At 43.1% G+C, this 26,671-nt stretch carries 24 protein-coding genes and 2 tRNA genes; 3 read left to right on the plus strand and 23 right to left on the minus strand.

The window, feature by feature from the left end; genetic code table 11:
- Positions 1-4: 4 nt before the first annotated feature.
- Entirely contained in the window at positions 5-859 is an 855-nt protein-coding gene (locus tag BHR79_RS00705) for a 2-oxoacid:ferredoxin oxidoreductase subunit beta (protein ID WP_072560338.1), read from the minus strand.
- A 1-nt stretch (position 860) separates the two neighbouring features.
- Positions 861-2,603, minus strand: coding sequence for a 2-oxoacid:acceptor oxidoreductase subunit alpha (locus BHR79_RS00710; protein ID WP_234970462.1), 1,743 nt, complete (start codon positions 2,601-2,603; stop codon positions 861-863).
- A 564-nt stretch (positions 2,604-3,167) separates the two neighbouring features.
- Between BHR79_RS00710 and BHR79_RS00715 the strand changes: the two genes are divergently transcribed.
- Positions 3,168-3,569, plus strand: a complete 402-nt coding sequence (locus tag BHR79_RS00715) for a hypothetical protein (protein ID WP_072560340.1) — start codon at positions 3,168-3,170, stop codon at positions 3,567-3,569.
- 21 nt (positions 3,570-3,590) lie between these two features.
- Here the strand turns inward: BHR79_RS00715 and BHR79_RS00720 are convergent.
- Positions 3,591-3,662: transfer RNA gene (locus BHR79_RS00720), tRNA-Arg, on the minus strand.
- 140 nt (positions 3,663-3,802) lie between these two features.
- On the opposite strand from BHR79_RS00720, the gene BHR79_RS00725 reads away from it, so the two are divergent.
- Together BHR79_RS00725 and BHR79_RS00730 are read left to right on the plus strand one after the other, a co-directional pair.
- Positions 3,803-5,164, plus strand: coding sequence for a PAS domain S-box protein (locus tag BHR79_RS00725; protein WP_234970470.1), 1,362 nt, complete (start codon positions 3,803-3,805; stop codon positions 5,162-5,164).
- A 9-nt stretch (positions 5,165-5,173) separates the two neighbouring features.
- Complete coding sequence (locus BHR79_RS00730; protein WP_280522252.1) at positions 5,174-5,404, plus strand: ATP-binding protein; 231 nt, start codon at positions 5,174-5,176, stop codon at positions 5,402-5,404.
- Here the strand turns inward: BHR79_RS00730 and BHR79_RS00735 are convergent, their stop codons facing one another.
- The 20 genes from BHR79_RS00735 to metK form a co-directional block, all read right to left on the minus strand.
- Positions 5,405-5,605, minus strand: coding sequence for a helix-turn-helix domain-containing protein (locus BHR79_RS00735; RefSeq protein WP_072560343.1), 201 nt, complete (start codon positions 5,603-5,605; stop codon positions 5,405-5,407).
- Between the two features lie 104 nt (positions 5,606-5,709).
- Positions 5,710-6,021: a 30S ribosomal protein S10 gene (rpsJ, locus tag BHR79_RS00740; protein WP_072359292.1), complete on the minus strand. Its 312-nt coding sequence runs from the start codon at positions 6,019-6,021 to the stop codon at positions 5,710-5,712.
- A 35-nt stretch (positions 6,022-6,056) separates the two neighbouring features.
- Positions 6,057-7,325: a translation elongation factor EF-1 subunit alpha gene (tuf, locus tag BHR79_RS00745; RefSeq protein ID WP_072560345.1), complete on the minus strand. Its 1,269-nt coding sequence runs from the start codon at positions 7,323-7,325 to the stop codon at positions 6,057-6,059.
- A gap of 111 nt (positions 7,326-7,436) precedes the next feature.
- Positions 7,437-9,629, minus strand: a complete 2,193-nt coding sequence (locus BHR79_RS00750) for an elongation factor EF-2 (RefSeq protein WP_072560347.1) — start codon at positions 9,627-9,629, stop codon at positions 7,437-7,439.
- A gap of 37 nt (positions 9,630-9,666) precedes the next feature.
- Positions 9,667-10,227 (minus strand): 30S ribosomal protein S7, encoded by a 561-nt coding sequence (locus BHR79_RS00755; RefSeq protein ID WP_394328864.1) that lies wholly within the window; start codon positions 10,225-10,227, stop codon positions 9,667-9,669.
- A 5-nt stretch (positions 10,228-10,232) separates the two neighbouring features.
- Positions 10,233-10,661 (minus strand): 30S ribosomal protein S12, encoded by a 429-nt coding sequence (locus BHR79_RS00760; protein WP_072359284.1) that lies wholly within the window; start codon positions 10,659-10,661, stop codon positions 10,233-10,235.
- A gap of 42 nt (positions 10,662-10,703) precedes the next feature.
- Positions 10,704-11,129 carry a NusA-like transcription termination signal-binding factor gene (locus tag BHR79_RS00765; protein ID WP_072560351.1) on the minus strand — a complete coding sequence of 142 codons (426 nt, stop codon included), beginning with the start codon at positions 11,127-11,129 and terminating at the stop codon, positions 10,704-10,706.
- 19 nt (positions 11,130-11,148) lie between these two features.
- Positions 11,149-11,436 carry a 50S ribosomal protein L30e gene (locus BHR79_RS00770; protein ID WP_072560353.1) on the minus strand — a complete coding sequence of 96 codons (288 nt, stop codon included), beginning with the start codon at positions 11,434-11,436 and terminating at the stop codon, positions 11,149-11,151.
- A gap of 74 nt (positions 11,437-11,510) precedes the next feature.
- The gene (gene rpoA2, locus BHR79_RS00775; RefSeq protein WP_072560355.1) at positions 11,511-12,668 is read right to left on the minus strand and encodes a DNA-directed RNA polymerase subunit A''; all 1,158 of its coding nucleotides are present in this window, start codon (positions 12,666-12,668) and stop codon (positions 11,511-11,513) included.
- Positions 12,669-15,314: a DNA-directed RNA polymerase subunit A' gene (locus tag BHR79_RS00780; RefSeq protein ID WP_072562240.1), complete on the minus strand. Its 2,646-nt coding sequence runs from the start codon at positions 15,312-15,314 to the stop codon at positions 12,669-12,671.
- An 11-nt stretch (positions 15,315-15,325) separates the two neighbouring features.
- On the minus strand, positions 15,326-17,140 hold the full coding sequence (gene rpoB / locus BHR79_RS00785; protein ID WP_072562242.1) for a DNA-directed RNA polymerase subunit B: 1,815 nt from the start codon (positions 17,138-17,140) through the stop codon (positions 15,326-15,328).
- Positions 17,133-18,773, minus strand: coding sequence for a DNA-directed RNA polymerase subunit B'' (locus tag BHR79_RS00790; protein ID WP_091829054.1), 1,641 nt, complete (start codon positions 18,771-18,773; stop codon positions 17,133-17,135). Before BHR79_RS00790 ends, rpoB begins: the two co-directional genes overlap by 8 nt.
- Before the next feature lie 127 nt (positions 18,774-18,900).
- Positions 18,901-19,137, minus strand: a complete 237-nt coding sequence (locus tag BHR79_RS00795) for a DNA-directed RNA polymerase subunit H (RefSeq protein WP_072359276.1) — start codon at positions 19,135-19,137, stop codon at positions 18,901-18,903.
- Between the two features lie 48 nt (positions 19,138-19,185).
- Positions 19,186-19,262 (minus strand) — tRNA-Lys (locus BHR79_RS00800).
- 219 nt (positions 19,263-19,481) lie between these two features.
- Positions 19,482-20,717 (minus strand): adenosylhomocysteinase, encoded by a 1,236-nt coding sequence (locus BHR79_RS00805; protein WP_072560357.1) that lies wholly within the window; start codon positions 20,715-20,717, stop codon positions 19,482-19,484.
- A gap of 357 nt (positions 20,718-21,074) precedes the next feature.
- Positions 21,075-22,010, minus strand: a complete 936-nt coding sequence (locus BHR79_RS00810) for a carbohydrate kinase family protein (RefSeq protein ID WP_072560359.1) — start codon at positions 22,008-22,010, stop codon at positions 21,075-21,077.
- Between the two features lie 81 nt (positions 22,011-22,091).
- On the minus strand, positions 22,092-22,928 hold the full coding sequence (locus BHR79_RS00815; protein WP_072560361.1) for a methyltransferase domain-containing protein: 837 nt from the start codon (positions 22,926-22,928) through the stop codon (positions 22,092-22,094).
- A gap of 24 nt (positions 22,929-22,952) precedes the next feature.
- Positions 22,953-23,744: a glycine/sarcosine N-methyltransferase gene (locus BHR79_RS00820; RefSeq protein WP_072560363.1), complete on the minus strand. Its 792-nt coding sequence runs from the start codon at positions 23,742-23,744 to the stop codon at positions 22,953-22,955.
- 161 nt (positions 23,745-23,905) lie between these two features.
- Positions 23,906-25,312 carry an adenosylhomocysteinase gene (ahcY, locus tag BHR79_RS00825; protein ID WP_072560365.1) on the minus strand — a complete coding sequence of 469 codons (1,407 nt, stop codon included), beginning with the start codon at positions 25,310-25,312 and terminating at the stop codon, positions 23,906-23,908.
- Between the two features lie 106 nt (positions 25,313-25,418).
- Positions 25,419-26,618, minus strand: a complete 1,200-nt coding sequence (gene metK, locus BHR79_RS00830) for a methionine adenosyltransferase (RefSeq protein ID WP_072560367.1) — start codon at positions 26,616-26,618, stop codon at positions 25,419-25,421.
- Positions 26,619-26,671 lie beyond the last annotated feature (53 nt).

Consider the following 26,671-nt stretch of genomic DNA (forward strand, 5'->3'; position numbering starts at 1 on the left):
ACCCTCAGGAAAAATTCTCAAATACACTGTCCAACTTTGCTGAATCGTATTGTTTTGCTATAAGTGGCCCGCTTTTCAGTACATCCAGTTTAGACTCGAATGTCTCTGAATCCCTCTTATAGAACACACCCGTGGGAATCCGATCACCCCATTCAAGAGCTTTCTCAAAGGCTGCTGTCCTTTTTGCAGGATCATGCCCATTGTCTTCCATTTTGTAAACTCTGTCCCGGTACCATTTGTATGTATTGAGTTTATTGAAGGTAACGCATGGCTGGAGAATATCCACAAGGGAAAATCCCTGATGGGAAATAGCCTGTGAGATTAGTGATGAAAGGTGCTCGACATCTCCGGCAAAACCTCTTGCTACGAAGGGACAATCCAGGGATATGGCAACTGCCAGAGGATTGAAAGGAGTGTGGAGAACGCCGTGAGTCTGTACCTTGGTCTTCATTCCGATCTCACTTGTAGGTGATGCCTGACCCTTGGTCAAACCATATATCTGGTTATCATGTGCTATCAAGGTAATATCGGGATTGCGGCGTATGGCATGTATAAAATGGTTTCCTCCCTCACCATAGGAATCCCCGTCACCACCTACCGCAATCACAGTGAGTTCAGGATTGGCAACCTTTGCTCCCATAGCCGGAGGCAGGGTCCTGCCATGAAGACTGTTGAATGTATTGCATTTCAGGTAGTGTGGTAATTTACCCGACTGGCCGATTCCTGACACCATCAAAACTTCATGGGGCTCTTTACCAAGGTCCACAAGAGAGCGTTTCACAGCCTCAAGTATTTTGAAATTGCCACACCCGGGACACCATTCAGTTTCACCGTCTTTATAGTCGTCCATTGTTACCATTTCAGATCACCCCCATTCCTTCAAGCTCCCTTATTACCGATTGTGGTGTAAAGGGCAAGCCATCATATCTTAATATCTTTTTTGAAACTTCAAATCCTAATTCAGCCCGTAAAAGGCGTGCAAATTGACCTGTTGCATTATTTTCCACGCATATAGTGGTGTTCAACCCATCCAGTAAACTGAAAGTATCATGAGAAAACGGATAAATATCACTGAAATGAATCAAATTTATGGATACTTCGTCACGATTCAGGATGTCAACTGCCTCAGCAAGGGGACCATAGGTAGATCCCCAGCCTATCAGGGAAATATCTGCTCCGTCTATACCATGAATAGCTGGCATTTGCATTTCATCCGTAAGTCCATCTACTTTGCGCAAACGTTTTTCGTTCATACGGATGCGATTATCAGTAGTCTGGTCAATATGACCTTCTTCATTGTGTTCATCACTGTCTGCAACCACAAGTGCACCATTCTGCCCGGGTATAGCCCTCGGCGATATGCCGGATTCGGTGATTGCATATCTCTGGTAGTCACTGCTCACAGCCCGGTCTTCCAGAAGATGCCTGTTAATCTTCAGGCCGGATGTATCGAACCTCTCATAGGTAAAAAGACCATCTGCAAGATGCTGGTCACTCAATATCAGGACCGGAACCTGGTATTTTTCAGCTATGTCAAATGCCCGTCTTGTCTGGTTGAAGGCGTCCTTTGCCGTACGAGGGGCAAGCACACAACGGGGAAATTCCCCCTGTGCCGCATGAAGCACAAAATTAAGGTCCCCCTGTTCGGTCATTGTGGGAAGGCCGGTAGCAGGTCCGGGACGCTGGCCCAGAAAGATGACAACCGGTGTCTCAGTGATGCCGGAGAGCCCCAGTCCTTCTGTCATCAGGCAGAAACCTCCACCAGAGGTAGTGGTCATGGCACGCACCCCTGCAAAGGATGCTCCGATGGCCATATTTATGGCAGCGATCTCATCTTCGGCCTGCTCCACAACAGCATTGAAATCATCTGCATGTGCTGCCACACGAGTCATGACACCCGTTGAAGGGGTCATGGGATATGCCGAAAGGAATTGCACTCCTGCAGCAAGGGCACCCACCCCCACACTGTCATTACCATTTATCAAAATCCTCCTGTTAGTCGGTTGTGGGTTGAGATTATAGTTACAAACCCCCTCAAATTTACCATTTTTTACATAATCATAACCTGCTTGTGCTGCCTTTATGTTTTTTTCTACAACCTCATCACCTTTCCCTTTGAAAGTCTCAGAAAGGAATCTATTAAGTGTTGCAAGATCATAGCAAAGCAGGCCAAATACAGCTCCTACAGCAACGGTATTTGAAAATAATTTTTTACCACTTATATCCTTTGCAATTTCTGTGAAAGGAACAGATACTATATTCTCATTTACATTGTCCCCGACAATGGATTCATCGGCTAGCACGAATCCTTCTTTAACCTCTTCAATATGCTCAGGAATTGTCTGGTTGTCAAGAGCCACCAATATGTCTATCTTTTCATCCAGTGCATATATAGGATGATCACTCATCCTTATGTGGAAATAGTTGTGTCCGCCCCTTACTCTGGAAAGATAGAACTGGTTTCCATAAACATAGAAACCATCCCTTACAAATGTCCTTGAAAGAACCGATCCTATGGTTTGTATGCCCTGACCGGCTTCTCCACCTATTTTTATGTTTATATCGACGATAATGATTCCCCCTGAAATAGCACGATTTAACAAAAAGCCATTATAATAATGTTGAAACCTGAAATATAAATAATGATGGTTAAAGGAGACTTTCATCTATAGCAATGTTCAAATTACACAAAATCAATACCTAAATATCCTATATAGACACGTTTATTTTGAGATTCCCTAAAGACTTCCATTTAATCTTCTATATATATAATTAAAAGGAACCAAGCTACTAATCAGCTTAATTGTGTTTAAGTAGCCGGGATGAAATATGGATATATATTTAATTGTAGTAATAATTTTAACAATAATTGTCAGCATTCTTTGTACAAAAGTGATTTATGACACATACCGTATACTTAGACCTAAAAGTTACGCAGCTGATGAAGAATCAGATGAAAGTAAATAAATATATCCTTTATTAATAATACAATATATTATGCATTTATAATATGAACAACTAAAGTAAAAGGCAGATTTGTTACCCAGAAAGCAAATCGGGCTTCAAAACAGTAAGATTTATGTGCTTTTCCCTGATTGAGTTAAGAAATACTTATACTGCATAAAATACAAACCTCACATAAAGAAAAAAAAGAACGAGGTAACAATATGGAAGAAATTGACCTTTATCTGAATAAAATCAATGATTGCACAATAACTCCTTCTGATATAGATCTGGTTATCAAAATGCTCAAAGAAGATACCAAGAAGGGAAGGATAAAAGCCACCAAGGAAGATATTCAATGGTTTGAAATATACAAATTTGGCCTGGAAGAAATGGAACTTGAAAAAAGTGGCGAATCCAAGATGCAGGTTGGGGACTGGAGACAGGATCTCGATTACAGCAAAGCCAGATTCTTTGTAGATGAAATGGACGAGTTGGGACTGATTGAAAACGTATCATGGCATACTCAGGGAGTGGTCATATTTGACATCAAGAATATAGATGTCTACAGGATTCATCTTTTCAAGAAAATAAAAAATGCCCTCTGTGAACTGTACAGCCTGTAAAAAACAGGCAACTTTTTTTTAAGGACCTGCCGGGAATCGAACCCGGGTTCTAAGCTCCGGAGGCTAAAGTGATATCCTCTACACTACAGGTCCACAGGATTTGCTTTTATTGAATAAAGATGGATATAAAGTTTATCCTGATAAATAGATGGATTTATATGGAATCTGAATAATAATTCTAATATACAATATCTGGCAAGGAAGATAGAGTGAGGGGGTTCTTTTTGGTCGAAGTGATGACTAAAGGAGATGGTTTTTCCAGAACAAAGAGCAAAATAGAAGAATCTGGTGGAGAAAATATAGATTTATTAAAGCAGCGTATACTTGATCTGGAAAAAGAAGTCTCAAAAAAAGATGATCTATTCAATAAATTTGTCGAAAACCAGAACGAAGTCATCTTTTCCGTAAATACCAGGGGAGACTTCACATACCTGAACCCGGCAATCGAAAGAATGACCGGGTATAAAGTAGAGGAAGTCATCGGCAAATCCTATACACAATACATTTATCCCGAGGACCTGCCTGGCCTACAGAGAGATCTGGAAAAAACCATTCAAGGAATCCACAATCCCTACATGTTTCGTATAATTGACAAAGGGGGCAACATAAAATACGTACACACATCCTCAAAACCTATTTTCGAGAAAGGTGAACTTGTAGGTATAAGCGGAGTAATGGTCGACATCCAGAAACTCAAGCAGGTTGAGAAAAAACTAAAAAGTGAAAAAGACAAGGTCCGCCAGTATCTTGATGTCGCCGGAATAATTATACTTGTAGCAGACAGGGATCTCAAAATCAGTCTGGCTAACAAGAAAGCCTCCGAATGTACCGGGATTAAAAAGGATGAAATTAACGGCAGGAACCTGATAGAAACCTTTGTTCCCGAAAAGGAAAAAGATCATGTCAGGCAAATATGCAAAAACCTGCTTGACAGGAAGATAAATGAAAAACACTGTGAATTTAATCTTCTTGATTACCGGGGAAACCTGAGAAACTACATCTGGAATTTCTCATATTTCTCAGATGAAAATGAAAATATAGAGGGGATAATCCTTGCAGGTGAAGACATAACCAATCAGAAAAAGACAGAAGAAACCCTGATAAAAGCAAGACTCCTTGCAGAATCATCCAACCGTACAAAAAGTGAATTCATAGCCAACATGAGTCATGAACTCAGGACCCCATTAAATTCAGTGATTGGTTTTACAGATGTTGTTCTCACGGAAAGGCATGGACTTCTTAATGAAAAACAGAAAAGATATATGACAAACGTATCAAAAAACGGACATCACCTGCTTGATCTGATTAATAATTTACTTGATATTTCAAGAATCGAAACCTGCAAGATGGAAATGAAGGTTCAGAAGGTCGAATTTGTGCCCTTCATGAAAGAAATCCGGGAAAAAATCAAGCATATGGAAGCCAAAAGAGGGGCAATTATCAATTTCACCATCGAGAATGAAAAAGATATTATGTACGTAGATACGGATAAAATTGAGGAAATAATTTATAATCTCGTGGATAATGCTTTTAAGTTTACACCAAAAGGAAAAACAATCACTGTCAAATCCGCACTCAACCCGCTTGAACTTTAGATAGATGTCATCGACACAGGTATCGGTATCAATGAAAATGATATTGACAGGATTTTTGAACCCTTCACACAGGTGGATTCTTCAAGCACCAGAAAGTACCAGGGCACAGGACTTGGACTTGCGCTGGTTAAAAAATTCACAGAAATGCACAATGGAAAAGTGGCCGTGAAAAGTCACCCTTCAATGGGAAGTACTTTTATGGTAAGAATTCCGAGAAAAGAAATGCGTTGGGAAAGCTAATCATTCCTCAGACACAGCATAATAACACCTTTTTGGAGAACATACAAGTCCTTTTTTCTTAAGTTTGGTTATTGTATTGCTGACTACTTTCTTATCAATATCTGCAGCTTCGGCAACTTCACCGGATCGCATTGGTTTGCCGCTTTCTTTTAATGCATTATAGACCTTATCTTCAGTTTCATCCTCTATATCTTCTGGCATATAGATCACTCAGGATAAGAAGTAAATATAATTAACGGTGTGAAACATGCAGAAATAGAGAATTGACAATTAATTAAAAACAAAAGAAGGAGAGGGAAATTCCCTCAATTCTGAAGAACGATTTCAATATTGATGTCCTTGGGCACCTGAATGCGCATTAGCTGCCTGAGAGCACGCTCATCTGCAGCTATGTCGATCAGGCGTTTGTGTACACGCATTTCCCAGTGATCCCAGGAAGCGGTTCCGTCACCACTTGGGCTTTTGCGTGCTGGTACCACCATTTTTTTGGTGGGCAGCGGGACAGGCCCGGCTATACTTACACCTGTACGGTCAGCGATGGATTTTACCTGATCGCAGACACCATCCAGGTTCACCGGATCAATTCCCGACAGTCTTATTCTTGCTTTCTGTGCCATTATTCATTCCCCCTTAAAAAGGGTAAATTGAGTGTTTACTGTTTCTCTTTAACACTCATGCACATACCGGCAGCGATGGTCATACCCATATCACGGATAGCAAATCTTCCGAGTTGTGGGATTTCCTTGACAGGTTCAATGACCATGGGCCTTGTTGGCTTGACTGTTATGATTGCTGCGTCACCAGCCTTGATGAAGGTTGGATTTTCTTCTTTGACCTGCCCGGATTTTGGATCCAGTTTCTTGTCAATGGACATCAATGTACAGGCAGTCTGGGTTGTGTGGCAGTGGAATACAGGTGTGTAGCCGATTGTAACTGCGGATGGGTGCTGGAGCACAACAACCTGACCTGTGAATTCATCTGCAACTGTTGGTGGATTCTTGGCGTCACCACAGACATCTCCACGCCTGACGTCGGCTTTACCGACACCTCTGACGTTCCATCCGATATTGTCACCGGGTCTGGCTTCGTTTGCTTCTTCGTGGTGCATCTCAATGGACTTTACTTCACCGCTTGCTCCACTTGGCATGAATGTGACCATCTGGCCTTTCTTCATTACACCGGTTTCTACACGACCTACAGGTACTGTACCGATACCAGAAATTGTGTATGCGTCCTGTACAGGTACACGTAGAGGCAGATCGTCTGGTGCTTCTGGAAGTTTCAGACTATTCAGGCACTCGAGGATAGTTGGACCGTTGTACCATGGAGTGTTGGAACTGTTCTTGGATATATTGTCACCTTCAAAGGCAGAGGTTGGGATGAATGGAACATCTGCAGCCTTGAAACCAACCATACCCAGAAGTTCGGATACATCCTTTTTGACCTGGTTGTACTTGTCCTCACTGTAGTCAGTTGCATCCATCTTATTGACAGCGATAATGAGCTGGTTGATACCGAGGGTCCTGGAAAGGAATACGTGTTCCTTTGTCTGTGCCATTACGCCGTCTGGTGCTGCTACCACAAGAATTGCGGCATCTGCCTGGGATGCACCGGTGATCATGTTCTTAACGAAGTCACGGTGACCGGGGCAGTCAACGATCGTAAAGTAGTACTTGTCGGTGTCAAACCTTTTGTGGGCGATATCAATTGTGATACCCCTCTCACGTTCTTCTTTGAGAGAGTCCATTACCCATGCGAAGGCAAAGGATTCTTTTCCTTTCTCTTTTGCTTCTTCCCTGAATTTGTCGATAATGTGCTGTGGGATAGCACCGGTTTCGTACATAAGCCTACCGACAAGAGTGGACTTTCCGTGGTCGATGTGACCGATAACTGCTAAGTTCATATGTGGTTTGTCTGCCATATATCGATTCTCCTTCTAATTTGATGTTATTATAGGGTTTTTTTCTGTAATAGTCGTTAATAGGTTTAAATCTTTCTAACGACACTATAAAGTAAGAAGGAAATTCCCTTCTCACATACTTATGAAATCTTCAGGCTGCGGAACGCCTGCCTTGAGACCTTTCCTTTCTCTTATCTCATTTACTATCTCTGCAACCATATTGGCAGGCAGAGAGTCAAATCCTGCAAATTCAGTACTCCACATGGCACGACCTTCGGTTGCAGAACGTATGTCACCTGCAAAACCGAAAAGTTCTGATACCGGAGCCTTGGATTCGATCACTGTAGTGTCACCTTCAGATGTCATATTCAATATGATTCCACGGCGACCCTGTATTTCTTTGGTTCCGCCGCCCATCTGTTCCTGTGGCACCTGGATAAATACTTTCTGGTACGGTTCAAAGAGAACATCTTCTGCCAGAAGCATTGCCGCCTGGATAGCCTGTCTTGATGCAGGAATAACCTGTGCAGGACCACGGTGAACAGCATCTTCGTGGAGTTTGGCATCCATGAGTTTGACTTTTACACCCATGCATGGTTCCCTGGCAAGAGGACCTTCTTTCATAACCTCTGTGAAACCTTCAAGAATCAATTCCATTGTTTCGTTCAGGTACTGAATACCCTTGGTCATGTCAAGGAAGATATTGCTCTCATAAATATCTACAAGGCCTTTGGCCTCTTCCTTGCTCATACCGGCATTCATAAGCAGTTCCCTTCTTTCAAGCTCAGGCATCCTCATGTTGATTTCGCCATCCTTGATGAGCTTGATTATTTCAGGGTCAAGTGGCTCAATCTCGATATAGAACCTGTTATGCCTGTTAGGGGACTTTCCTTCAACCGGACCTGCATGAGATTTTACAGATTCACGGTAAACGACGATAGGAGGAGTGGTAGTGATTTCTACACCCTTATCACGTTCAATCCTGTGGCCTATGACTTCAAGGTGTAATTCACCCATTCCTGCCAGAAGATGCTCACCAGTTTCTTCATCAAGTTTGATTTGAAGGGTTGGGTCCTCTTTAGCTACCTGACGCAGGACTTCTACCAATTTTGGAAGATCCTTCATATGTTTGGCTTCAACAGCCACTGTTACCACAGGTTCACTTGCATGCTGGATGCTTTCAAAGGGCATCATATCTTCCAGGGTTGTGACAGTAGAACCTACGATAGCATCTTTGAGACCAGTGACAGCAGCGATGTTGCCGGCAGGAATCTTTTCCACTTCCAGCCTTTCAGGACCCATAAACACACCAACCTGCTGGATTCTGTTTTTGGTGGTTGTTCCTGAAACGTTAACTTCCATACCCCTGGTTAAGGAGCCACTGAAGAGTCTTCCTGTAGCAACTTCACCTGCATGTGGATCCATTGCAATATCGGTAACCATGAATGCAAGATCTCCCTTTGAATCGGCGTCTTTCATTGACTTACCGATTTCAGAGGTCTTATCCCCATGCCAGATGGCACCGACACGTCCTTCCTGTGCCTCGATTGGACTTGGAAGGTGCCTGATTACCATATCGTTGACTGCTTCATGGAGAGGACATTTTTCCGCAAGTGTCTTCATATCTTCATTGCGGCAGTATTCATAAACGTCATTGAAACTTACACCGGTCTTCTGCATCATTGGAACACTTATTGCCCAGTTATAAAGAGCTGAACCGAATGCAACAGTACCACCTGCAGCATCGACTTTCCAGCCGGCCTTATAACGTTCCTCATTCATACCTTTGATGAGTTTGTTAACAAGATCAATAAGTTTCCCGAGACGCATCTGCATTTCCTGTCCGCCTTCCTGAAGTTCATTAATCAGGCGATCAACTTTGTTAATGAAAAGTACAGGTCTTACGTGTTCCTTAAGTGCCTGTCTCAGAACAGTCTCAGTCTGTGGCATTGTGCCTTCAACAGCATCTATTACAACAACAGCACCATCCACTGCACGCATGGCACGTGTAACATCACCACCGAAGTCAACGTGGCCCGGGGTGTCTATGAGGTTAATGAGATATTCATTGCCATCATATTCGTGCACCATTGAAACGTTAGCTGAATCAATGGTAATACCTCTTTCCTGTTCTTCCTCATCAGAGTCCATGAAAAGTTGCCTTCCGGCAAGGTCCTGGGAAATCATCCCTGCACCTGCCAGAAGATTATCTGATAAAGTGGTTTTACCATGATCGATGTGTGCTACAATACCGATATTTCGGATCATATCGGGATTACTCATAAGCGCTTTAACACGCTCTACCATTTTTTTCCTTCGTCCCATAACTACAACCTACGCAGTAATTCACTATATTATAAGATTAACGTGCAGCCTTTGCGACCCTTTCTTTTGCATCTTTCCTGTTCACAGAGAAGCACTTTGCATCCCCGTTTGATGCTGCGATAAGTTCTGTCGCAAGGCAGCTGGCAAATGAACGTTTGGATTTGAAAGCTGTCTGCTTGGTACCCATAGCAATATACCTCAGTGCAGAGTCAACTCTTCTCTGAGGAGCGGTATCCACCGCTTTTGGTACAGAAATTCCACCGTATTTAAGACGTACTACCTCTTCCCTTGGGCCAGTATGAGAAATTGCCTCGACAAGTACCTGAACAGGATTTTTGTCAGTTTTGGAATGGATAATATCAAAAGCTTCCTTTACAGCAGTCATTGTGCACTGCTTCTGGCCTGTATTCTCTTCTCCGCGCATCAGATTGGTAATAAGCCTTTCAACAATAGAAAGATCGGACTTATTGAACTGCTGTCTTGCGTGCCTGCCACCTGTGTTAGGAATTGCAATTGGATCGACATTCACATATCTTCTGAGACCGGGATCGGCCACTTCAACATCAGTCATATCCCATTTACCGAATAATTTATTCATAAGAATTATCTCCTTGGCTTCTCCTTTTTGCCGATGACCATCTCATTCAAACTGACGTTATTAACAGCTGTGACCTTAAAGCGCACACCGGGAATATCACCCTTTGCACCACCCATGCGTCCACCAATCCTTTCCACTGTTATTTCGTCATGTTCATCAATGAAATTAATGGCACCGTCTCCGGGACAGAAAGCAGTTGCCTGCCTACCGTTCTTTATCAGTTGAATCCTTACACATTTCCTGATAGCAGAGTTGGGCTGTTTGGCCTCAATACCTACCTTTTCCAGCACGATACCGCGCCCCTGGGGAGCTCCTGATAAAGGATCGGACTTTACATTCAGTCCAAGGGTTCGCCTGCTGTAGCGAGTGTCTTTCCACCTTGCATTTTTACGTGCCGCTTTAAGTTTATGAGCTGCATATTTTCCATTTGTCATTTAGTATCCTCCAATAGATGAGTTAAATATTTGAAACCCGGATTATTGTAATATTAAATCTTCGATATCATGATGACGGTTTACAATCCTTTTTATCTTATCAATATTTCGACCGCTTTTCCCGATGGCCAGGCCCTTATTCATACTGGAAACCTCAACATAGGCAACCTTATTATCTTTTTTATCGCTAATTTCTACAGATTTTGTAGGAATCGTGCCAAATGCGTTCTTGATGAAGGTTACCGGATCATCGGAATACTCTATTAAATCCACGTGCTTGTCGACTGCTTTTTTGAAACGGTTAATATTGTCTCCATGCTTCCCGATTGCAGCACCCATATCGCCATTGTTGACCACGCATATAATTCGATCATCGTCTATAAGACAATCCTTAATGGGTGCCCCGGTCATACTTTCAAACAGGGCTATATATCTGATAGCATCTGTTGAAAGTTTGATATCACTCAAAAATAAAACACCCTCTATTTTAAACTAATCCTATAATATCAGATTCACCAGCATCAACAATTGCCATGGTGGTGATAGTGTACGGTTTACCACAAACAGTGCCAAGATCCATACTTGAACCTGCGTATTTAAGTATTGGTAAATCTGTTTCCTCGATCTTTTCCCTGATGTATGCCGGACAGTTTGCAGAAACTACTACCATTTTTGCATCTCCGTTTGTAGCTACATCAATGGTCCTGTTTGCCCCGACCACAACATCTCCTGTCCTAATGACTTTCAGCAATGCCTTATCAACATTAATATCCATATAGATCAACCCTTTTGAATTTAAGATTGGTACTTTAATACCTGATTCCTTATATCTAGTTTCTGGTTACAGTTTCATCCCTGTAGAGGATTTCTGGAAACGAGATGAACATCTCCTGTTCCGAGTTTGATTGGCTGCCCGACAATAATATTCTCAGTAACACCACTCAATTCATCAACCTCTCCACGCAAACCTGCATCAAGCAAATGATTTACGGTTACTTCGAAAGCCGCACGTGCAAACACACTGGCTTTTTCACCGGATATTCCATGACGACCTATCTGTTTTACTTCACCATCACAGGACATTATATCCGCCACCAGCATAATATGCCTCACATCAACTTCAAGACCCTGTTCACGCAGGGTATCTGTAGCCTCTTTGATTATTGCATTTCTGGCAGCTTCGATTCCAAAGACCTCATAGATTTCCCCGATATTATTGGTGCTTGTCCTTGTGGGATCTATACCATCAATTTCAAGGACTTTCTTGAGTTCGGAACCTTCTGTATAGAGCCTGTATTCACCATCCTCTTTTCTGACAACTACTCTCTTGATGCCATCAATACCCTTCAATGTAATGGTATTGATCTTCTTTGCAAGTTGTAATAGCTCACGATACGAGGGTTCTTTCAGTTTTATAAGAAGCTGGTTGGAAACTTCACTGGCCTGAACAACGGAAACACCAAGACCATGCTCAAGTTTCTCCATTACCGATTCAATACCTACTTCCCTTTTATTCATAGCCTTTTCATTCAAATCAATAACAAGTTGCATGTTAGGAAGATCAGTAGTGACATCGGCAAGATGCTCAACATGTGTAGCTTCAATCATCCAGGCAATCTTGTTTGCAAAATCCCTGTCTTCGAGATGTTCTTTGTCAAGATGGACGGTCATCATTGGTGTACTGGGACGTTTACGTGCATCAACAATCTCAATCAACCTGGGCAAACCCAGTGTAACATTGATCTCAGCCACACCAGCATAGTGGAAAGTACGCATTGTCATCTGTGTACCTGGCTCACCAATCGATTGTGCAGAAATAACACCTACAGCTTCACAGGGTTCCACGCAGGATTTATCATAAGTTTCCAGGAGTTTTTCAATAATCTCCTCCATCTGTTTCTTATTTACACTTGCTTTCACCGAATCACTAATAAGAGTCAACTTTACATCACTGGGAAGAGGTAAGTCTTTGACCATACCTTCAATTGTTGCTTCTTGAAGTACCATTTATTTCACCTCCTTACCAGTAACAGAACTTACTATGTTATGTACCGTATCCTCACTGTTGTAATCGCTCTTGGTGGAATCTATACCATCCTCTCCGTACTTGAATTGTACAATAACACCACGTGTTTCACGTACCGATCGATCATATTGTACTTCGAGATCCTGCAACGCATTTACAAGACGACGCTGCAGATAACCGGACTGGGATGTACGCACCGCAGTATCAACAAGACCTTCCCTACCTCCCACTGCATGGAAGAAGTATTCCGTAGGGTTTAAGCCGCTCTTATAGCTGGACTTTACGAAACCATGAGCATCAGCGCCAAGGTCACCTCTATCAAAGTGTGGCAGTGTACGACCTTCATAGCCTCTCCTGATACGTTCACCACGCACAGCCTGCTGGCCTACACAGGCTGCCATCTGTGTCAGGTTCAGCATAGACCCACGTGCACCGGATTTTGCCATAATCACAGCAGAATTTTCCAGACCCAGGTGGTTTCCTGCAATGGTACCGGTATGATCCCTTGCCTTACCCAGAGACTGCATGATCTTAAGCTCGATGGTTTCAGCAAGAGTTCGGCCCGGAAGGGGTTCAAGTTCTTTTGCTTCATAAGCTTGAATCAGTTCTGCAACTTCTTTTTCAGCACGCTCAAGTTCCTCATCGATATTCAGTCTTGCTTCACGAGGAATGTCCTCATCACTGATACCAAAGCTAAGGCCAGTACGCATCACACCACGAATCGCAAGCCTGGTCACATCGTCCACAAACTGAGCAGCCTCCGTTGCACCATATCTTTTCACAATGGAGTCAAGGATCTTGCCCTTAAAGGCACCGATTGCTTTCTCATCGATAGTCCCGGCTACCAATTCACCATTTTCAACCACCACATAAGAATCATACTCACAATCCCTACCCTTGCATACATCACACTTGAAACATACATTGGCTTTAAATTCAAGATTGAGATCGTTTGGAAGAATCTGGCTGAAAATCTGTTTACCCGTCCAGAAAGGATCCCCTGCATCATTATAACCTGCAGGCTCCGGAAGCTCACGTACTTCAGATTTACGTAAAAGTTCCAGAGCATCGTTCTTACTGATCGTCTTTTCATTACGCGTCAGCAGGAACATACCTGAAATATGGTCATGAATACCACCTATGATAGGACCGCCAAAACGAGGAGACAGGATGTTTTCCTGAACCTGCATCAAAATGCTTGCTTCTGCGCGGGATTCTTCCGTTTGCAGAACGTGCATATTCATTTCATCGCCGTCAAAGTCCGCATTGTAAGGAGGACAGACAGATGGATTAAGTTTGAAGGTCTTATTTGGCAAAACCTTGACCTTATGTGCCATTATACTCATTTTATGGAGAGAAGGCTGCCTGTTAAAGAGAACAATATCCCCATCCTGCATCTGCCTTTCAACTGTCCAGCCAGGTTCAAGCTTTTCAGCAAGTTCTTCCTTATTGGCTTCGGTGATCTTGAGCCTGCGCCCATCTTCACGGAATACATAATTAGCACCGGGATGAGTTTCTCCCCCTCTTGCAACATATGCACGCATCATTTCAAGGTTTCTGGAGATAATCCTTACAGGAATTGTCATTTGCTTGGCAATTGCATAGGGTACACCCACCTCATTGATACTAAGGTTGGGGTCCGGAGATACAACCGTACGTGCAGAGAAATTCACACGTTTCCCGGAAAGACTTCCCCTGAAACGACCTTCCTTTCCTTTAAGACGCTGTGTAAGAGTCTTTAGGGGACGACCAGACCTGTGTCTTGCCGGCGGGACACCTGAAACTTCGTTGTCAAAGAATGTAGTAAGGTGATACTGCAACAGTTCCCAGAGATCTTCTATAATAAGTTGTGGTGCACCTGCATCACGATTTTCCTGGAAACGCTGGTTTATACGAATAATATCCACAAGTTTGTGAGTTAAATCATCTTCACTGCGCTGACCTGATTCCAGAGTAATAGAAGGACGAACTGTTACAGGAGGAACTGCAAGCACTGTAAGAACCATCCATTCGGGTCTTGCAGAAACAGGATCCATACCCATGACCTTCAGGTCATCATCCGGGATATGTTCAAGACGATCACGGATTTCAGTCGGTGTCAACTTGTAATCATTCTCTATATAATCCGAGGGTTTTTCGAATTTTATCTCAAGTTGCTCTTCACCACAATAAGGGCATATCTTGGTCTTTCGTGCTTCTTTGAATACGTTATTAATCAGATCATCAGGCAGATGACTCATTACATCCAGTTTAGCAAACTGACCAAGATAGGCCTTCTTCTGTTTGTCCTCAAGAAGAAGATGACTGCAGTTACGACAGGTAGAACGTAGTACTTTTCTTATTATCTTATTAAATCCTACGTGAAGTACCGGTGCCACAAGTTCAATATGACCGAAGTGTCCCGGACACTCACCGGCTCTGCCTCCACAGGTCTTGCACCTCAGACCCGGGTCTATAACACCCAGTCTCAGGTCCATTAAACCCATGTCAATTGGATAACCATCGTCGTCATATGTGTCTGCAGTAATAATAGAAGTAACACTCATTTTACGGATTTCCCGTGGAGACAGGAGACCGAATCTGATTGCACCAATTCTCTGGGGAATAGAGGGTATAGTATTATCCATTAATATCACCATCACACAGCATCATCAAGTCTGAGCCTCGGAGCTACTCCAAGGGATTTGATTTCATCCAGCAAAAGCTTGAATGCATAGCTCATTTCTACACGGTGGATGTCCGTTTCCGATCCACAGTTTGAACAGTACCTCACATTACGCCTGCGGTCAAAGGTCGCAATCATGCCACAATTACTACAGACAAGCTCTTCAACTTTATCAGATTCATCAAGCAACCTTTCCTTAAGGGTCATCGCTGCACCATGGCCAATAAGTACATCCCTTTCCATTTCACCAAATCGCAGACCACCTTCACGTGCACGTCCTTCGGTTGGCTGGCGGGTGAGAACCTGAACTGGACCACGGGACCTTGCATGCATCTTGGATGCTACCATGTGGTGCAGTTTCTGATAAAGGATAACACCAACAAAAATATCGGCCTGAACCTTTTTACCGGTCACACCATCATAAAAGACTTCTTTACCGGTATGCGAAAATCCATGTTTCTGTAAACCTGCACGAAGGTCATCTTCCTTTTCTCCGGAAAAAGCAGTTGCATTGATACGTCTTCCTTCAACAGATCCTACTTTACCACCGATCATTTCCAGAACATGTGCAACTGTCATACGTGAAGGGATTGCATGAGGATTGATTACCAGATCCGGAACCATTCCGGATTCTGTGAAAGGCATATCGTGATATGGAACTATAAGTCCGATAACTCCTTTCTGGCCGTGTCTTGAAGCAAACTTGTCACCAATCTCAGGAATCCTCTGATCCCTGACCTTTACCTTGGTGAGTCTGGTACCATTAATGGATTCAGTGAGCAGGACAGTATCAACCACACCCCTTTCATTGGAACGCATGGTGATTGCACTTTCCCTTCTCTGTTCTACGGTGATACCGAAATCCGTTTGTTCTTCAAGGAAACGCGGAGGACTGGTCTTACCGATCAATACTGAATTAGGCCCAACTGTGGTCTCAGGATTGACAAGGCCGTCAACATCCAGGTTTGCATAAGCTTCCGCACTACGTGCACCCCTGTATTCCGAATCGGGAATTTCAAATTTATCTTCCTGCCCACCTGGATAACGACGTTCTTCGCCCTCAAAAGTCCTGAGGAAATGGCTTCTACCAAGACCTCTTTCAATGGATCCTTTGTTAAAAACCAGTGCGTCTTCAATATTGTAACCTTCATAGGACATTACAGCTACAACGAAGTTCTGACCCGCAGGCCTTTCATCAAAGTGAATTGATTCGCATGTCTGTGTGCGTGTGAGTGCTTTCTGTGGATAATGTAACACGTGTGCACGAGTATCAGGCCTGAGTTTAAGATTAGAAGTGGACACACCAATACATTGTTTGATCATAGCCGACCCCATGGTAATCCTGGGGGATGCATTATGTTCCGGATACGGCACCATGCCTGCACAGATACCCAGAATCAGAGAGGGATCTATTTCAAGATGTGTGTGTTTGGGAGTGATGTCACTCTCATAGAGTGCCACATATGAATTTTCTTCTTCTTCGGCATCCAAGTATTCAATACGGCCCTGCCTGATGAGGTCTGCACTCATCAAGTCTCCGCTTTTGAGTTTATCAATATGCTCTTCAGTAACAAGAGGTAAGCCGTTTTCCACTACTACAAGTGCCCTTCTTGCCCTCCCTATATCGGAATTGATTATTACTTCATGAATATCTTCATAAAGGGCTACATTTACCTGTCTGGAAAGCATACCGGCCCTTCTCTGCTTGCGAATATCTTCCACAAGATTGACAGGATCAGGATGTGTGCCTATTAATTCACCATTCAGGAATACTTTGGCATCAGTCACCAAGAATCACCCCCCCATTACCGGGAGATTTCTTACCACTATCATCAGTAATATCCTGATAACCAGGGGATTTGATTAAATCATCTACTGGCATTTCATGTTCCTCTGCATCAGTTCCTATCTCATTGGAATACTTAAGGATCTTTTCAGGCACATGAAGCTGCGCCGGTGCCACACCAAGACCATAAAGCACATTTTTCACTTTATCGAAATCATCCGCCCCTGTGGAAAGTTCCACCATCTGGGCAAAATTTTTCACCAAACCACAATTGGGACCTTCTGGTGTTTCTGAAGGACACAATCTGCCCCACTGAGTAGAGTGAAGGTCACGGGCTTCAAAGTGAGGTTGTGCCCTGGAGAGAGGAGATATTACTCGCCTCAGATGGGAAAGTGTAGAAATATAATCAGTACGATCAAGCAACTGAGATACTCCACTTCTTCCTCCAACCCAATTACCTGTTGCAAGTGGATGCTGGAGACGGTCTGTAAGGACATCTGCCCTGACCAATGTGGAAACATTCAATTCCCTGTTCCTCATGTTTGCTCTTTCAAGCTGGTATTTGACATCACGTGTCAGGCGGTTGAAAGCCACCCTGAAAAGATCTTCCAGCAAATCACCTGTTAGTTTCAGGCGCTTGTTGGAATAGTGATCCTTGTCATCAGCACTACGACGTTCAAGAGCCAGTTCAAAACATGATTCGGCCATGCGACCCAGGAAATGGGCTTTTGCCACCCTGTCCTCCGGTTCATTACCAAGATGAGGAAGCAGATACCTGTCAATAACATAATTTGCCCTCTTGATCTGATACTCGCTTGCCTGACCGGAGGCCACCCTCATACCGATCTTCTCAACCGCTTCCTCTACCGTATCGACTTCCGACTCTTCAAGGTTTTCGAACATGAACTTCATTATTTCCGGATCTGTTGAAACCGTCTTGACGACATCTTCATCAGTTTCAATACCAAGAGCCCTGAGAAGAGTTATGAAATTTATCCTTCCAGAGATAGAAGGGAAAGAAACTTCCAGCAGGGCTTTCCTGCCCCTTTCAACCACCACAAGTGCCCTGTAGCCTCTCCTCTGGGAGAAAACCTTTGCAACTTCTATGCGATCCCCGTAACGCTCTCCGATTTCGGCCAATATCTTGTTGGGTGCAAGATCCTCAAGGGTCATAACTACCCTTTCGGTACCATTAACGATAAAGTAGCCTCCCGGATCAAGCGGATCCTCGCCGTGTTCGATCATTTCCTCATCATCGATTCCAACAAGATTACATATCTCGGATTTGATCATAACCGGCAGTTGTCCAATTTTGGCTTCCCTTGGTTCGGATTCTTCTCCACCTTTGACCACGGACATTTCGAGGAAGAGAGGAGCAGAATAAGAAAGGTTTCGGAGTCTGGCCTCATTGGGGTAGAGGTTTTCAATTGCACCATCTGCCTCCTTGACAACCGGTTTTTCAACTCTGATGCGGCCTAACTTGACGTATATATCCTCAATGTCAGTCTCGATGAGATGTTGTTCATCGATAACTTTCTGAAGACCGCTGTTTAAGAACTTGTTATATGAATCGATATGGTGTTGTACGATTTTATCCCTTGTAAAATAGGCTTCCGACAGAAAATTGGTATCCAAAGCGATGCTAGCACCTTCTTTTAAGTTAATATAGAATATTCAGGCAAACAACGTAGCGCATGCGAATGTAAGCGTAAGAACAAAATCAATGAACGGGACAGAACCCGGCGAATATGAGTCATGCATGTCATTCAATTACATACCGGTAATAGGGGGCCTCTCCTGCAGTCTGGCTTTTGCGGGTAATTTTTACTACGTCTCCCACTTCTGCACCAATTTCTTTAATAACAGGATCTTCTATCTTGATTTTAGGTAGCTGTTCCCTACCAATATTATACTCTTTAAGAACAGATTTTATTTCATCCTCATCAATAATTTCATGGCGGGGAATGAATTCATGATCAAGCAGGCTGAACTTACTCAAATAATATCCTCCTATAAAATCTGCAGGTAAATATTTCCCATAAATTTGTGGCGGGCTCGTAGGGATTTGAACCCTAGACCGTCTGGTTAAAAGCCAGACGCTCTGCCTGACTAAGCTACGAGCCCACAATGTTTGCTGCATACACCATTCATGCCACCCTTAGGCAGCGGCAATACATGAGCGGCATTGTATATAAGGTTTGTTGTATAGGGCGCGTTTAACGAAAATCAAATGTTTCTAACGCATAAAAATGAACCCTAATTCCGGAAAATAAGGAAGCAGTAGAACACTACTACAAACAAGATATATATAGCATCATTTTCCGACTTTACAAAGTTATCTGTTTATGTGCCACATTTCCAGCCACCCATATATTCTGCCTGTTTGGGAGAATACGAATCTATTTCGACACCAAGGGTTTCCAGTTTGAGCCTTGCCACACGCACATCCAGATCTTGAGGTACCGCATGCACCCCTACATTGAGTTCATTCTCGGCAATATAACGCACACATTGGGCCTGGTTAGCAAAACTCATATCCATCACTTCAGCCGGATGACCATCACCTGCAGCAAGGTTTACCAATCTGCCATCGGCAAGAACATTAATGTGATTACCGCCTACCGTATATTCTTTGATATTTTTCCTGACATCCCTTACTGAAGAAGACAATGCAACAAGATCTTCCAGATTTATTTCCACATTGAAGTGTCCGGAATTGGCAAGTATTGCACCATCTTTCATCAACTCAAAATGGTCCCTGTTAAGTACATCAGTGTTTCCGGTAGTCATCACAAAGATGTCACCATAAAGAGCGGCCTTTTGCATAGGCATGACCCTGAAACCATCCATTTTTGCTTCAAGAGCACGTATTGGATCCACTTCTGTCACAATGAGATTTGCACCCAGACCTGAGGCCCGCATGGCAGCACCACGACCACACCAGCCATAGCCGCCAATGACAACGGTCTTACCCGCCACTAACAGGTTGGTAGTCCTCATGATCCCATCCCAGGAAGACTGCCCCGTACCATAACGATTATCGAAAAGGAATTTGGTCATAGCATCGTTTACGGCAATTACCGGCATCTTCAGGGCCCCTTCAGCTTCCATTGCCTTGAGACGATGGACCCCCGTAGTAGTTTCCTCACACCCTCCCAGGATTGAGTCCAGAAGTTCGGTCCTTTCCGTATGAATCTTAAAAATCAGGTCCGCACCGTCATCGATGGTTATATCCGGACCAATATCAAGTACTCTGTCAATAGAGCCGTAATATTCCTTGCTGGAACAATCATATTTTGCAAAACAATCGATATTATTTTTCTTGTCCAGAGCCACAGCCACATCATCCTGAGTACTCAGGGGATTGCAGCCAGTAATAGCAATCTCGGCACCTCCTGCGGCAAGAGTTTCTACCAATACGGCAGTCTTTGCCTCTACATGAAGTGCCATTGCTATCCTGTGACCTTTCAGAGGTTTTTCATCTTCGAATTCCTTCCTGATTATAGAAAGAACAGGCATATGATTCCTGGCCCACTCAATCTTTTGTTCACCAGATTCAATAAGTTCCTCATCGATCATACAATACCTCATTTGATAATGGCCCTATAGAAAAACTATTTACAACTTCTAATTCCCCATAATCCCACAAGAGGAAAGCACCTGTAATAGTTGAAAAAACACAGATTGATGAATAGACAAGGTTTGTCTTAAAATACTTAAACTTTGTTGATACAGCCACAGGAAATTATGAAAATCCAATCTGCACCTATAATATTCCAACCAAAAATATATGCAACACCCACATCTGACCTTAGTTCTATTGGAAAGACATTGGAATAAATATTAAACATGACTCCCAAATAAATAAAATAAGAAGAGGTTGCGGTGAGTTACCAGAACTTCTTCTTTGTTTAAAATCAGATATTACCACCTAATTTAAAAGACCGTACCAAAGGATTCCTTGAACCGCCTCTTGAAATCCGCTAGCTTAAAGTGATGGTTCTGTGTACCCTGGTGTTCAATTTTTATAGCACCCATCAAAGATGCAATACGCCCCGTAGTTTCCCAATCCAGGTCATTTGTTAGACCATAGAGCAAGCCAGCACGATATGCGTCCCCACAACCCGTAGGATCCTGCAAAGCAGCTGGTTTGGCAGCAGGAATCTGGATTACCTCACCGTCTTTATAGATCAATGAACCTTCCGGACCTTTTGTAACTATAAGAGCTTTGAGCTTTGCAGAGATCTCCTCCTGACTCTTGCCAGTGCGCTCTTGAATCAATTGCCACTCATAGTCGTTAACTGTCAACCATGTAGCTTGATCTATGAATTTCATTAATTCATCACCATCAAACATAGGCAGACCCTGGCCGGGATCAAATATGAAAGGTATACCCGCACTAGCAAATTCCCGGGCGTGCTGAATCATACCTTCTTTACCATCAGGTGCAACAATACCCACTGCATGATCACCTACATCAAGTACTGAATAATTATGGGAATAATCCATTGCACCGGGATGGAAGGCAGTTATCTGATTGTCATCCATATCTGTTGTAATAAAAGCCTGTGCTGTAAATGTGTCATCTACCACATTCACATGTTCCCGATTGATACCTTTCTCATCCATCCATTTTGCATAATGCTCAAAATCTGTACCAACCGTCCCCATCGGGAGGGGATCTCCACCAAGTAACTTGAGATTATAGGCTATATTTCCCGCACAGCCACCAAACTCACGACGCAATTGAGGGACAAGGAAAGATACATTCAATATATGCACCTTATCTGGAAGAATATGATTCTTAAACTTGTCATTAAATACCATGATATTGTCAAAGGCAAATGAGCCACAAATTAAAGCTTTGTCCATAATATATACTCCTAAGTTATGATTATAGTTTGAAATATAGATCATCTATCCGAAAAATAAATAAAAAGGGTAGTATCCCAATTATTCTTTACGTAAATGGAATATACCCCAGGTGAGATGTTCGTTATTACCACCGTTCACCCAGTGTTTGAGACCCTGTTTCATATTATTGATGTAGTTCTGACTGACTACCTTGGAGAGCTCATCTTCCTGCTTCTCAGTTTCTTTCAACACCCTTCCATAATGGGTCGGCAGCTGGGAAGCATGTTCTTCAAATTCAATTTCCTTCATACCATACTTTTTGGCAGATTCCCGATAAAACCCGGGTGAGCCGAGGGATTCCAAATGGATACGGTCCAGTATTGGTTGCAATACCCCTTCCGGACAATCATCAGTCTGCATCGGATCAGTAAATACAAAATCTCCGCCACTTTTCAGCACACGAGCAGCTTCTTTGATAACCTGTTCACGATTACCACTATGAAGGATTGCATCCTGGGACCACACCACATCAAAAGAGAAATCAGGATATGGAATTTCTTCAAAGCTACCATCCACAACTGTTATAAGATGGTCGAGACCCTGATCCTCATTCATTTTTCGGTCGCGTTCATTTTCTACTTCACTCAAATTAAGAGCAACTACCTGACACCCATATTTTTTGGCTAGATACCTGGCAGCGCCACCATAACCGGCTCCGATATCCAGAATTTTACTCTCCTTATCCAGATTGCTTATTTTTGACGCCATCCTTTCAATCGTACGTCGACTGGCGTCAAATATTGGTTCATCTTCTGAATTATAGAGACCGACATGGATATCCTCGCCGCCCCAGATGGTAAAGTAAAAATTGTCGGCGTCATCGCTATTGTAATATTCCTGTGCTTTATCTACTGCGGTTTTTTGGTTTTCAGACATGTTGATTTCATCTTCCCATATTTTTTAATTTTTTTCTGCAACATGGAGGAAGAAATCAGGCTCATCCTCTTTGTAGGTCTCTTTAAAGTCCCCCAGGGTATTTATTTCCTGGAAACCAACTTCATGCAGAAGTTGCCTGGTGTAATCTTTTCTCAAGGGGAACATATTGAGATTGTAGACTGAACCATCCGAGAATTCATATTTGAAGCGGGCAAGCCCCTCATCAACATGTTCCGGAAAGACTGATACAGTATCGCCACAGTAATAATGGGCATGCTTGCTGGAATAACCATCATCCAGTATGGCATCATAGTTACGCTGGTCAAGAAGCAATACACCATCATGTTTCAGCAACGCATAGAACTCAGCCAGAGCTTTTCTGCGGTCGCCTTCATCGAAAAGGTGTGTAAATGAATTACCCAGACATACAATAGCATCGAATTTGTCATGGATATCTTTATTCATCCATCTCCAATCAGCCTGAACGGTCCTCATCAAATATCCATGATCACGGGCATTATCAAAGGCTTTGACAAGCATTTCGGCACTGCCATCTGCACTTACGACATCAAAACCTGCCTGAAGTAAACGAACAGAATTAAAACCGGTACCTGTTGCCACATCGAGTACTTTCTTAACGCCCCTTTCTTTCAGGATGTTTATAATAGTATCCCCTTCGCTCTTGGCACGGCTTTCCCAATCGATGAGTTCGTCCCATTTATCAACAAATCCAGGAACATACTCTTCCTCATAATGGTCAGATTCCCTTACTTCTATTGGATTATCTCCAAAATCCTGTTTTTCATATTGGTTCATGTAGATCCTCCTATTGTTATTTAATGTAGTATATTTACAAATACAGTCGATTGTTGCTATTCGTCTGGCTCATGCTACCATGAATCCAGAATGGATTAAGTGAAATTAAATAAGGACTCCCACCCCGGGAGCCCTCCTCAGAACATCCATAACTTAATTGTTTAGTAACGGTAGTGTTCTGGTTTGTACGGCCCTTCAACAGGGAAACCGATGTATTCAGCCTGTTCCTGTGACATCTTGGTCAATTTAGCACCCAGTTTTTCGAGGTGCAATCTTGCGACCTCTTCATCCAGCACTTTTGACAATCGATAAACACCAACTTCCTTTGGACTCTCCCAGAGATCGATCTGTGCGAGTGTCTGGTTTGTGAAACTGTTTGACATGACAAAACTTGGGTGACCGGTTGCAAGACCCAGATTGACAAGTCTGCCTTCTGCCAGCACATATATAGAATGCCCATCAGGGAACTGGTATTCATCTACCTGTGGCTTGATGTTGACCTTTTTCACATTATCCATCTTGTTAAGTGCATCAACCTGAATCTCATTATCAAAATGACCTATGTTACAGACAATTGCCTGGTCTTTCATGTTAGACATGTGTTCGGTCGTAAGTACATCACAGTTTCCTGTTGTGGTCACATAAATATCCCCATAGGGCAGTGCATCCTCAACAGTCATAACATCATAGCCTTCCATCAATGCCTGCAGTGCGCAGATTGGATCGGTTTCTGTAATAATCACTCTTGCCTTGTGATTAGCCAGTGCTGCTGCTGAGCCTTTACCGACATCACCATAGCCACAAACCACTGCAACCTTACCTGCAATCATCACATCAGTACCACGCTTTATGGCATCTACAAGGGATTCCCTGCATCCGTAGACATTATCAAATTTACTCTTGGTTACAGAGTCATTGACATTTATAGCAGGTGTAAGAAGTTCTCCCTTCCTCTCCCAGTGATACAATCTGTGCACACCGGTGGTTGTCTCCTCGGACACACCCTTCCAATCAGCAACTGCTTTATGCCAGAATTGAGGGTCTTCCTTCAGGGATTTTTTAAGCACTTCGTTCTGGGCTATAAGTTCCTTGTTCTCTGTAGGTTCATCAAGGATGGAAGGGTCATCTTCTGCTGCATACCCGCGATGCATCATCAGGGTGGCATCTCCACCATCATCCACAATGAGATTTGGTCCTTTACCATCTGGCCAGGTCAATGCCTGTTTGGTGCACCACCAGTAATCATCAAGTGTTTCACCCTTCCATGCAAAAACCGGGACACCTGTATCTGCTATTGCGGCTGCTGCTTCATCCTGGGTCGAGAAAATATTACATGATGCCCAGCGCACATCTGCACCGAGTTCAACCAGTGTTTCAATAAGAACTGCAGTTTGAACAGTCATATGAAGACTGCCACTTATACGTGCTCCTTTAAGTGGTTTCATAGGCCCGTACTTTTCACGTGTGGCCATAAGACCCGGCATTTCCTGTTCAGCTATATTTAACTGCTTGCGACCGGAGTCAGCAAGTCCAATATCCTTAACTTTATAATCCTTATTTGTAACCATGTTTTCACCAATAATTAATCATCTTCTTAGCAACGCTAAGATTCCAAATATACTTCTAAATACCTAGTACCAATCTAAATAGTGACTATTGTGATTTAGACAAAAATCATTTCACTACGTTGAGATTGAATTTTCCTTTGAGGCTATCCACCTTGTCAAGTTGTTCCCAGGGGAAAATATTCCTTCCAAAATGACCATAAGAAGATGCCTGCCTGTATGACCAACCTTTAGGATGCAATAAATTCAGATCTTCTATCAGGGCTGCTGGTCTGAAATCAAATATTTCACCGGATTCCAATACATCCTGGATTTCCTGATCTTCTATTACACCTGTACCATAGGTATCAACATTGATACTGAGAGGCTTTGCGACACCAATGGCATAGGCCACCTGGATTTCACATTTATCGGCAAGACCTGCTGCAACTATGTTTTTGGCGACATATCTTGCATAGTATGCTGCTGAGCGATCAACCTTGGAAGGATCTTTACCCGAAAAAGCTCCTCCACCATGGCTGCCTACTCCTCCATAGGTATCCACGATGATCTTACGTCCGGTCAGTCCTGCATCTGCATAGGGACCTCCTAGAACGAATCCTCCTGTTGGGTTTATGAAATACTCGGTATCTGACCTCAACATACCGGTTGGTTCAAGGACTTCATTGATAAATCCTACCATGTCATTACGAACTGTTTCAAGGGGGATATCATCAGTCTGCTGGGATACCACTACAGCTGTTATGTGGTCAGGTTTTCCATTTACATATTTCACTGAAACCTGTGATTTGGCATCCGGTCTTAAGTAGGATACCTTACCTTCCTGACGGATAGAGTCCAGGTACCGGAGTAACCTGTGGCTAAATGCAATTGGAGCAGGCATGTATTCATCTGTTTCATTGGTAGCATAACCAAACATCATACCCTGATCCCCTGCACCCTGTTCTTCATATAATCCTGTGCCTTCGGTAACTCCCATAGATATGTCAGGGGATTGTTCATGGATTTTCGAGATATATTCAAAGGATTTATCCCAGAAAAGTAGGTCCTTATGATCATATCCTATATCACGGACTACTTCACGTGCTATATTCTCTGTATCAATCTGTTCCATACCTTTACAGGTAATTTCACCTGCATTTACCACAAGGTCATGGGCTACAAGTGTTTCACATGCCACACGACTGTTAGGATCAGCTTCCAGGCATGCATCCAGAACTGCATCAGATACCTGATCACATATCTTATCTGGATGTCCTGCACCGACCGCTTCTGAAGTAAATACGTGGTCATATTTGAGTTTGCTCATCTTCACACTCCTGTTTTATCTTAAAGGTCCGATTGAACGGATACGTTAAAGGT

The organism is Methanohalophilus halophilus, assembly GCF_001889405.1.
Classification (GTDB): Archaea; Halobacteriota; Methanosarcinia; order Methanosarcinales; family Methanosarcinaceae; genus Methanohalophilus; species Methanohalophilus halophilus.

Bases quoted from the DNA above. Each gene is read 5' to 3' on its own strand.
- BHR79_RS00705 (WP_072560338.1), bottom strand. From the start codon at position 859: ATGGTAACAATGGACGACTATAAAGACGGTGAAACTGAATGGTGTCCC.
- BHR79_RS00715 (WP_072560340.1), top strand. From the start codon at position 3,168: ATGGAAGAAATTGACCTTTATCTGAATAAAATCAATGATTGCACAATA.
- BHR79_RS00735 (WP_072560343.1), bottom strand. From the start codon at position 5,605: ATGCCAGAAGATATAGAGGATGAAACTGAAGATAAGGTCTATAATGCA.
- rpsJ (WP_072359292.1), bottom strand. From the start codon at position 6,021: ATGGCACAGAAAGCAAGAATAAGACTGTCGGGAATTGATCCGGTGAAC.
- tuf (WP_072560345.1), bottom strand. From the start codon at position 7,325: ATGGCAGACAAACCACATATGAACTTAGCAGTTATCGGTCACATCGAC.
- BHR79_RS00750 (WP_072560347.1), bottom strand. From the start codon at position 9,629: ATGGGACGAAGGAAAAAAATGGTAGAGCGTGTTAAAGCGCTTATGAGT.
- BHR79_RS00755 (WP_394328864.1), bottom strand. From the start codon at position 10,227: ATGAATAAATTATTCGGTAAATGGGATATGACTGATGTTGAAGTGGCC.
- BHR79_RS00760 (WP_072359284.1), bottom strand. From the start codon at position 10,661: ATGACAAATGGAAAATATGCAGCTCATAAACTTAAAGCGGCACGTAAA.
- BHR79_RS00770 (WP_072560353.1), bottom strand. From the start codon at position 11,436: ATGGATATTAATGTTGATAAGGCATTGCTGAAAGTCATTAGGACAGGA.
- rpoA2 (WP_072560355.1), bottom strand. From the start codon at position 12,668: ATGGTACTTCAAGAAGCAACAATTGAAGGTATGGTCAAAGACTTACCT.
- BHR79_RS00780 (WP_072562240.1), bottom strand. From the start codon at position 15,314: ATGGATAATACTATACCCTCTATTCCCCAGAGAATTGGTGCAATCAGA.
- BHR79_RS00805 (WP_072560357.1), bottom strand. From the start codon at position 20,717: ATGATCGATGAGGAACTTATTGAATCTGGTGAACAAAAGATTGAGTGG.
- BHR79_RS00810 (WP_072560359.1), bottom strand. From the start codon at position 22,010: ATGGACAAAGCTTTAATTTGTGGCTCATTTGCCTTTGACAATATCATG.
- BHR79_RS00815 (WP_072560361.1), bottom strand. From the start codon at position 22,928: ATGTCTGAAAACCAAAAAACCGCAGTAGATAAAGCACAGGAATATTAC.
- BHR79_RS00820 (WP_072560363.1), bottom strand. From the start codon at position 23,744: ATGAACCAATATGAAAAACAGGATTTTGGAGATAATCCAATAGAAGTA.
- ahcY (WP_072560365.1), bottom strand. From the start codon at position 25,312: ATGGTTACAAATAAGGATTATAAAGTTAAGGATATTGGACTTGCTGAC.
- metK (WP_072560367.1), bottom strand. From the start codon at position 26,618: ATGAGCAAACTCAAATATGACCACGTATTTACTTCAGAAGCGGTCGGT.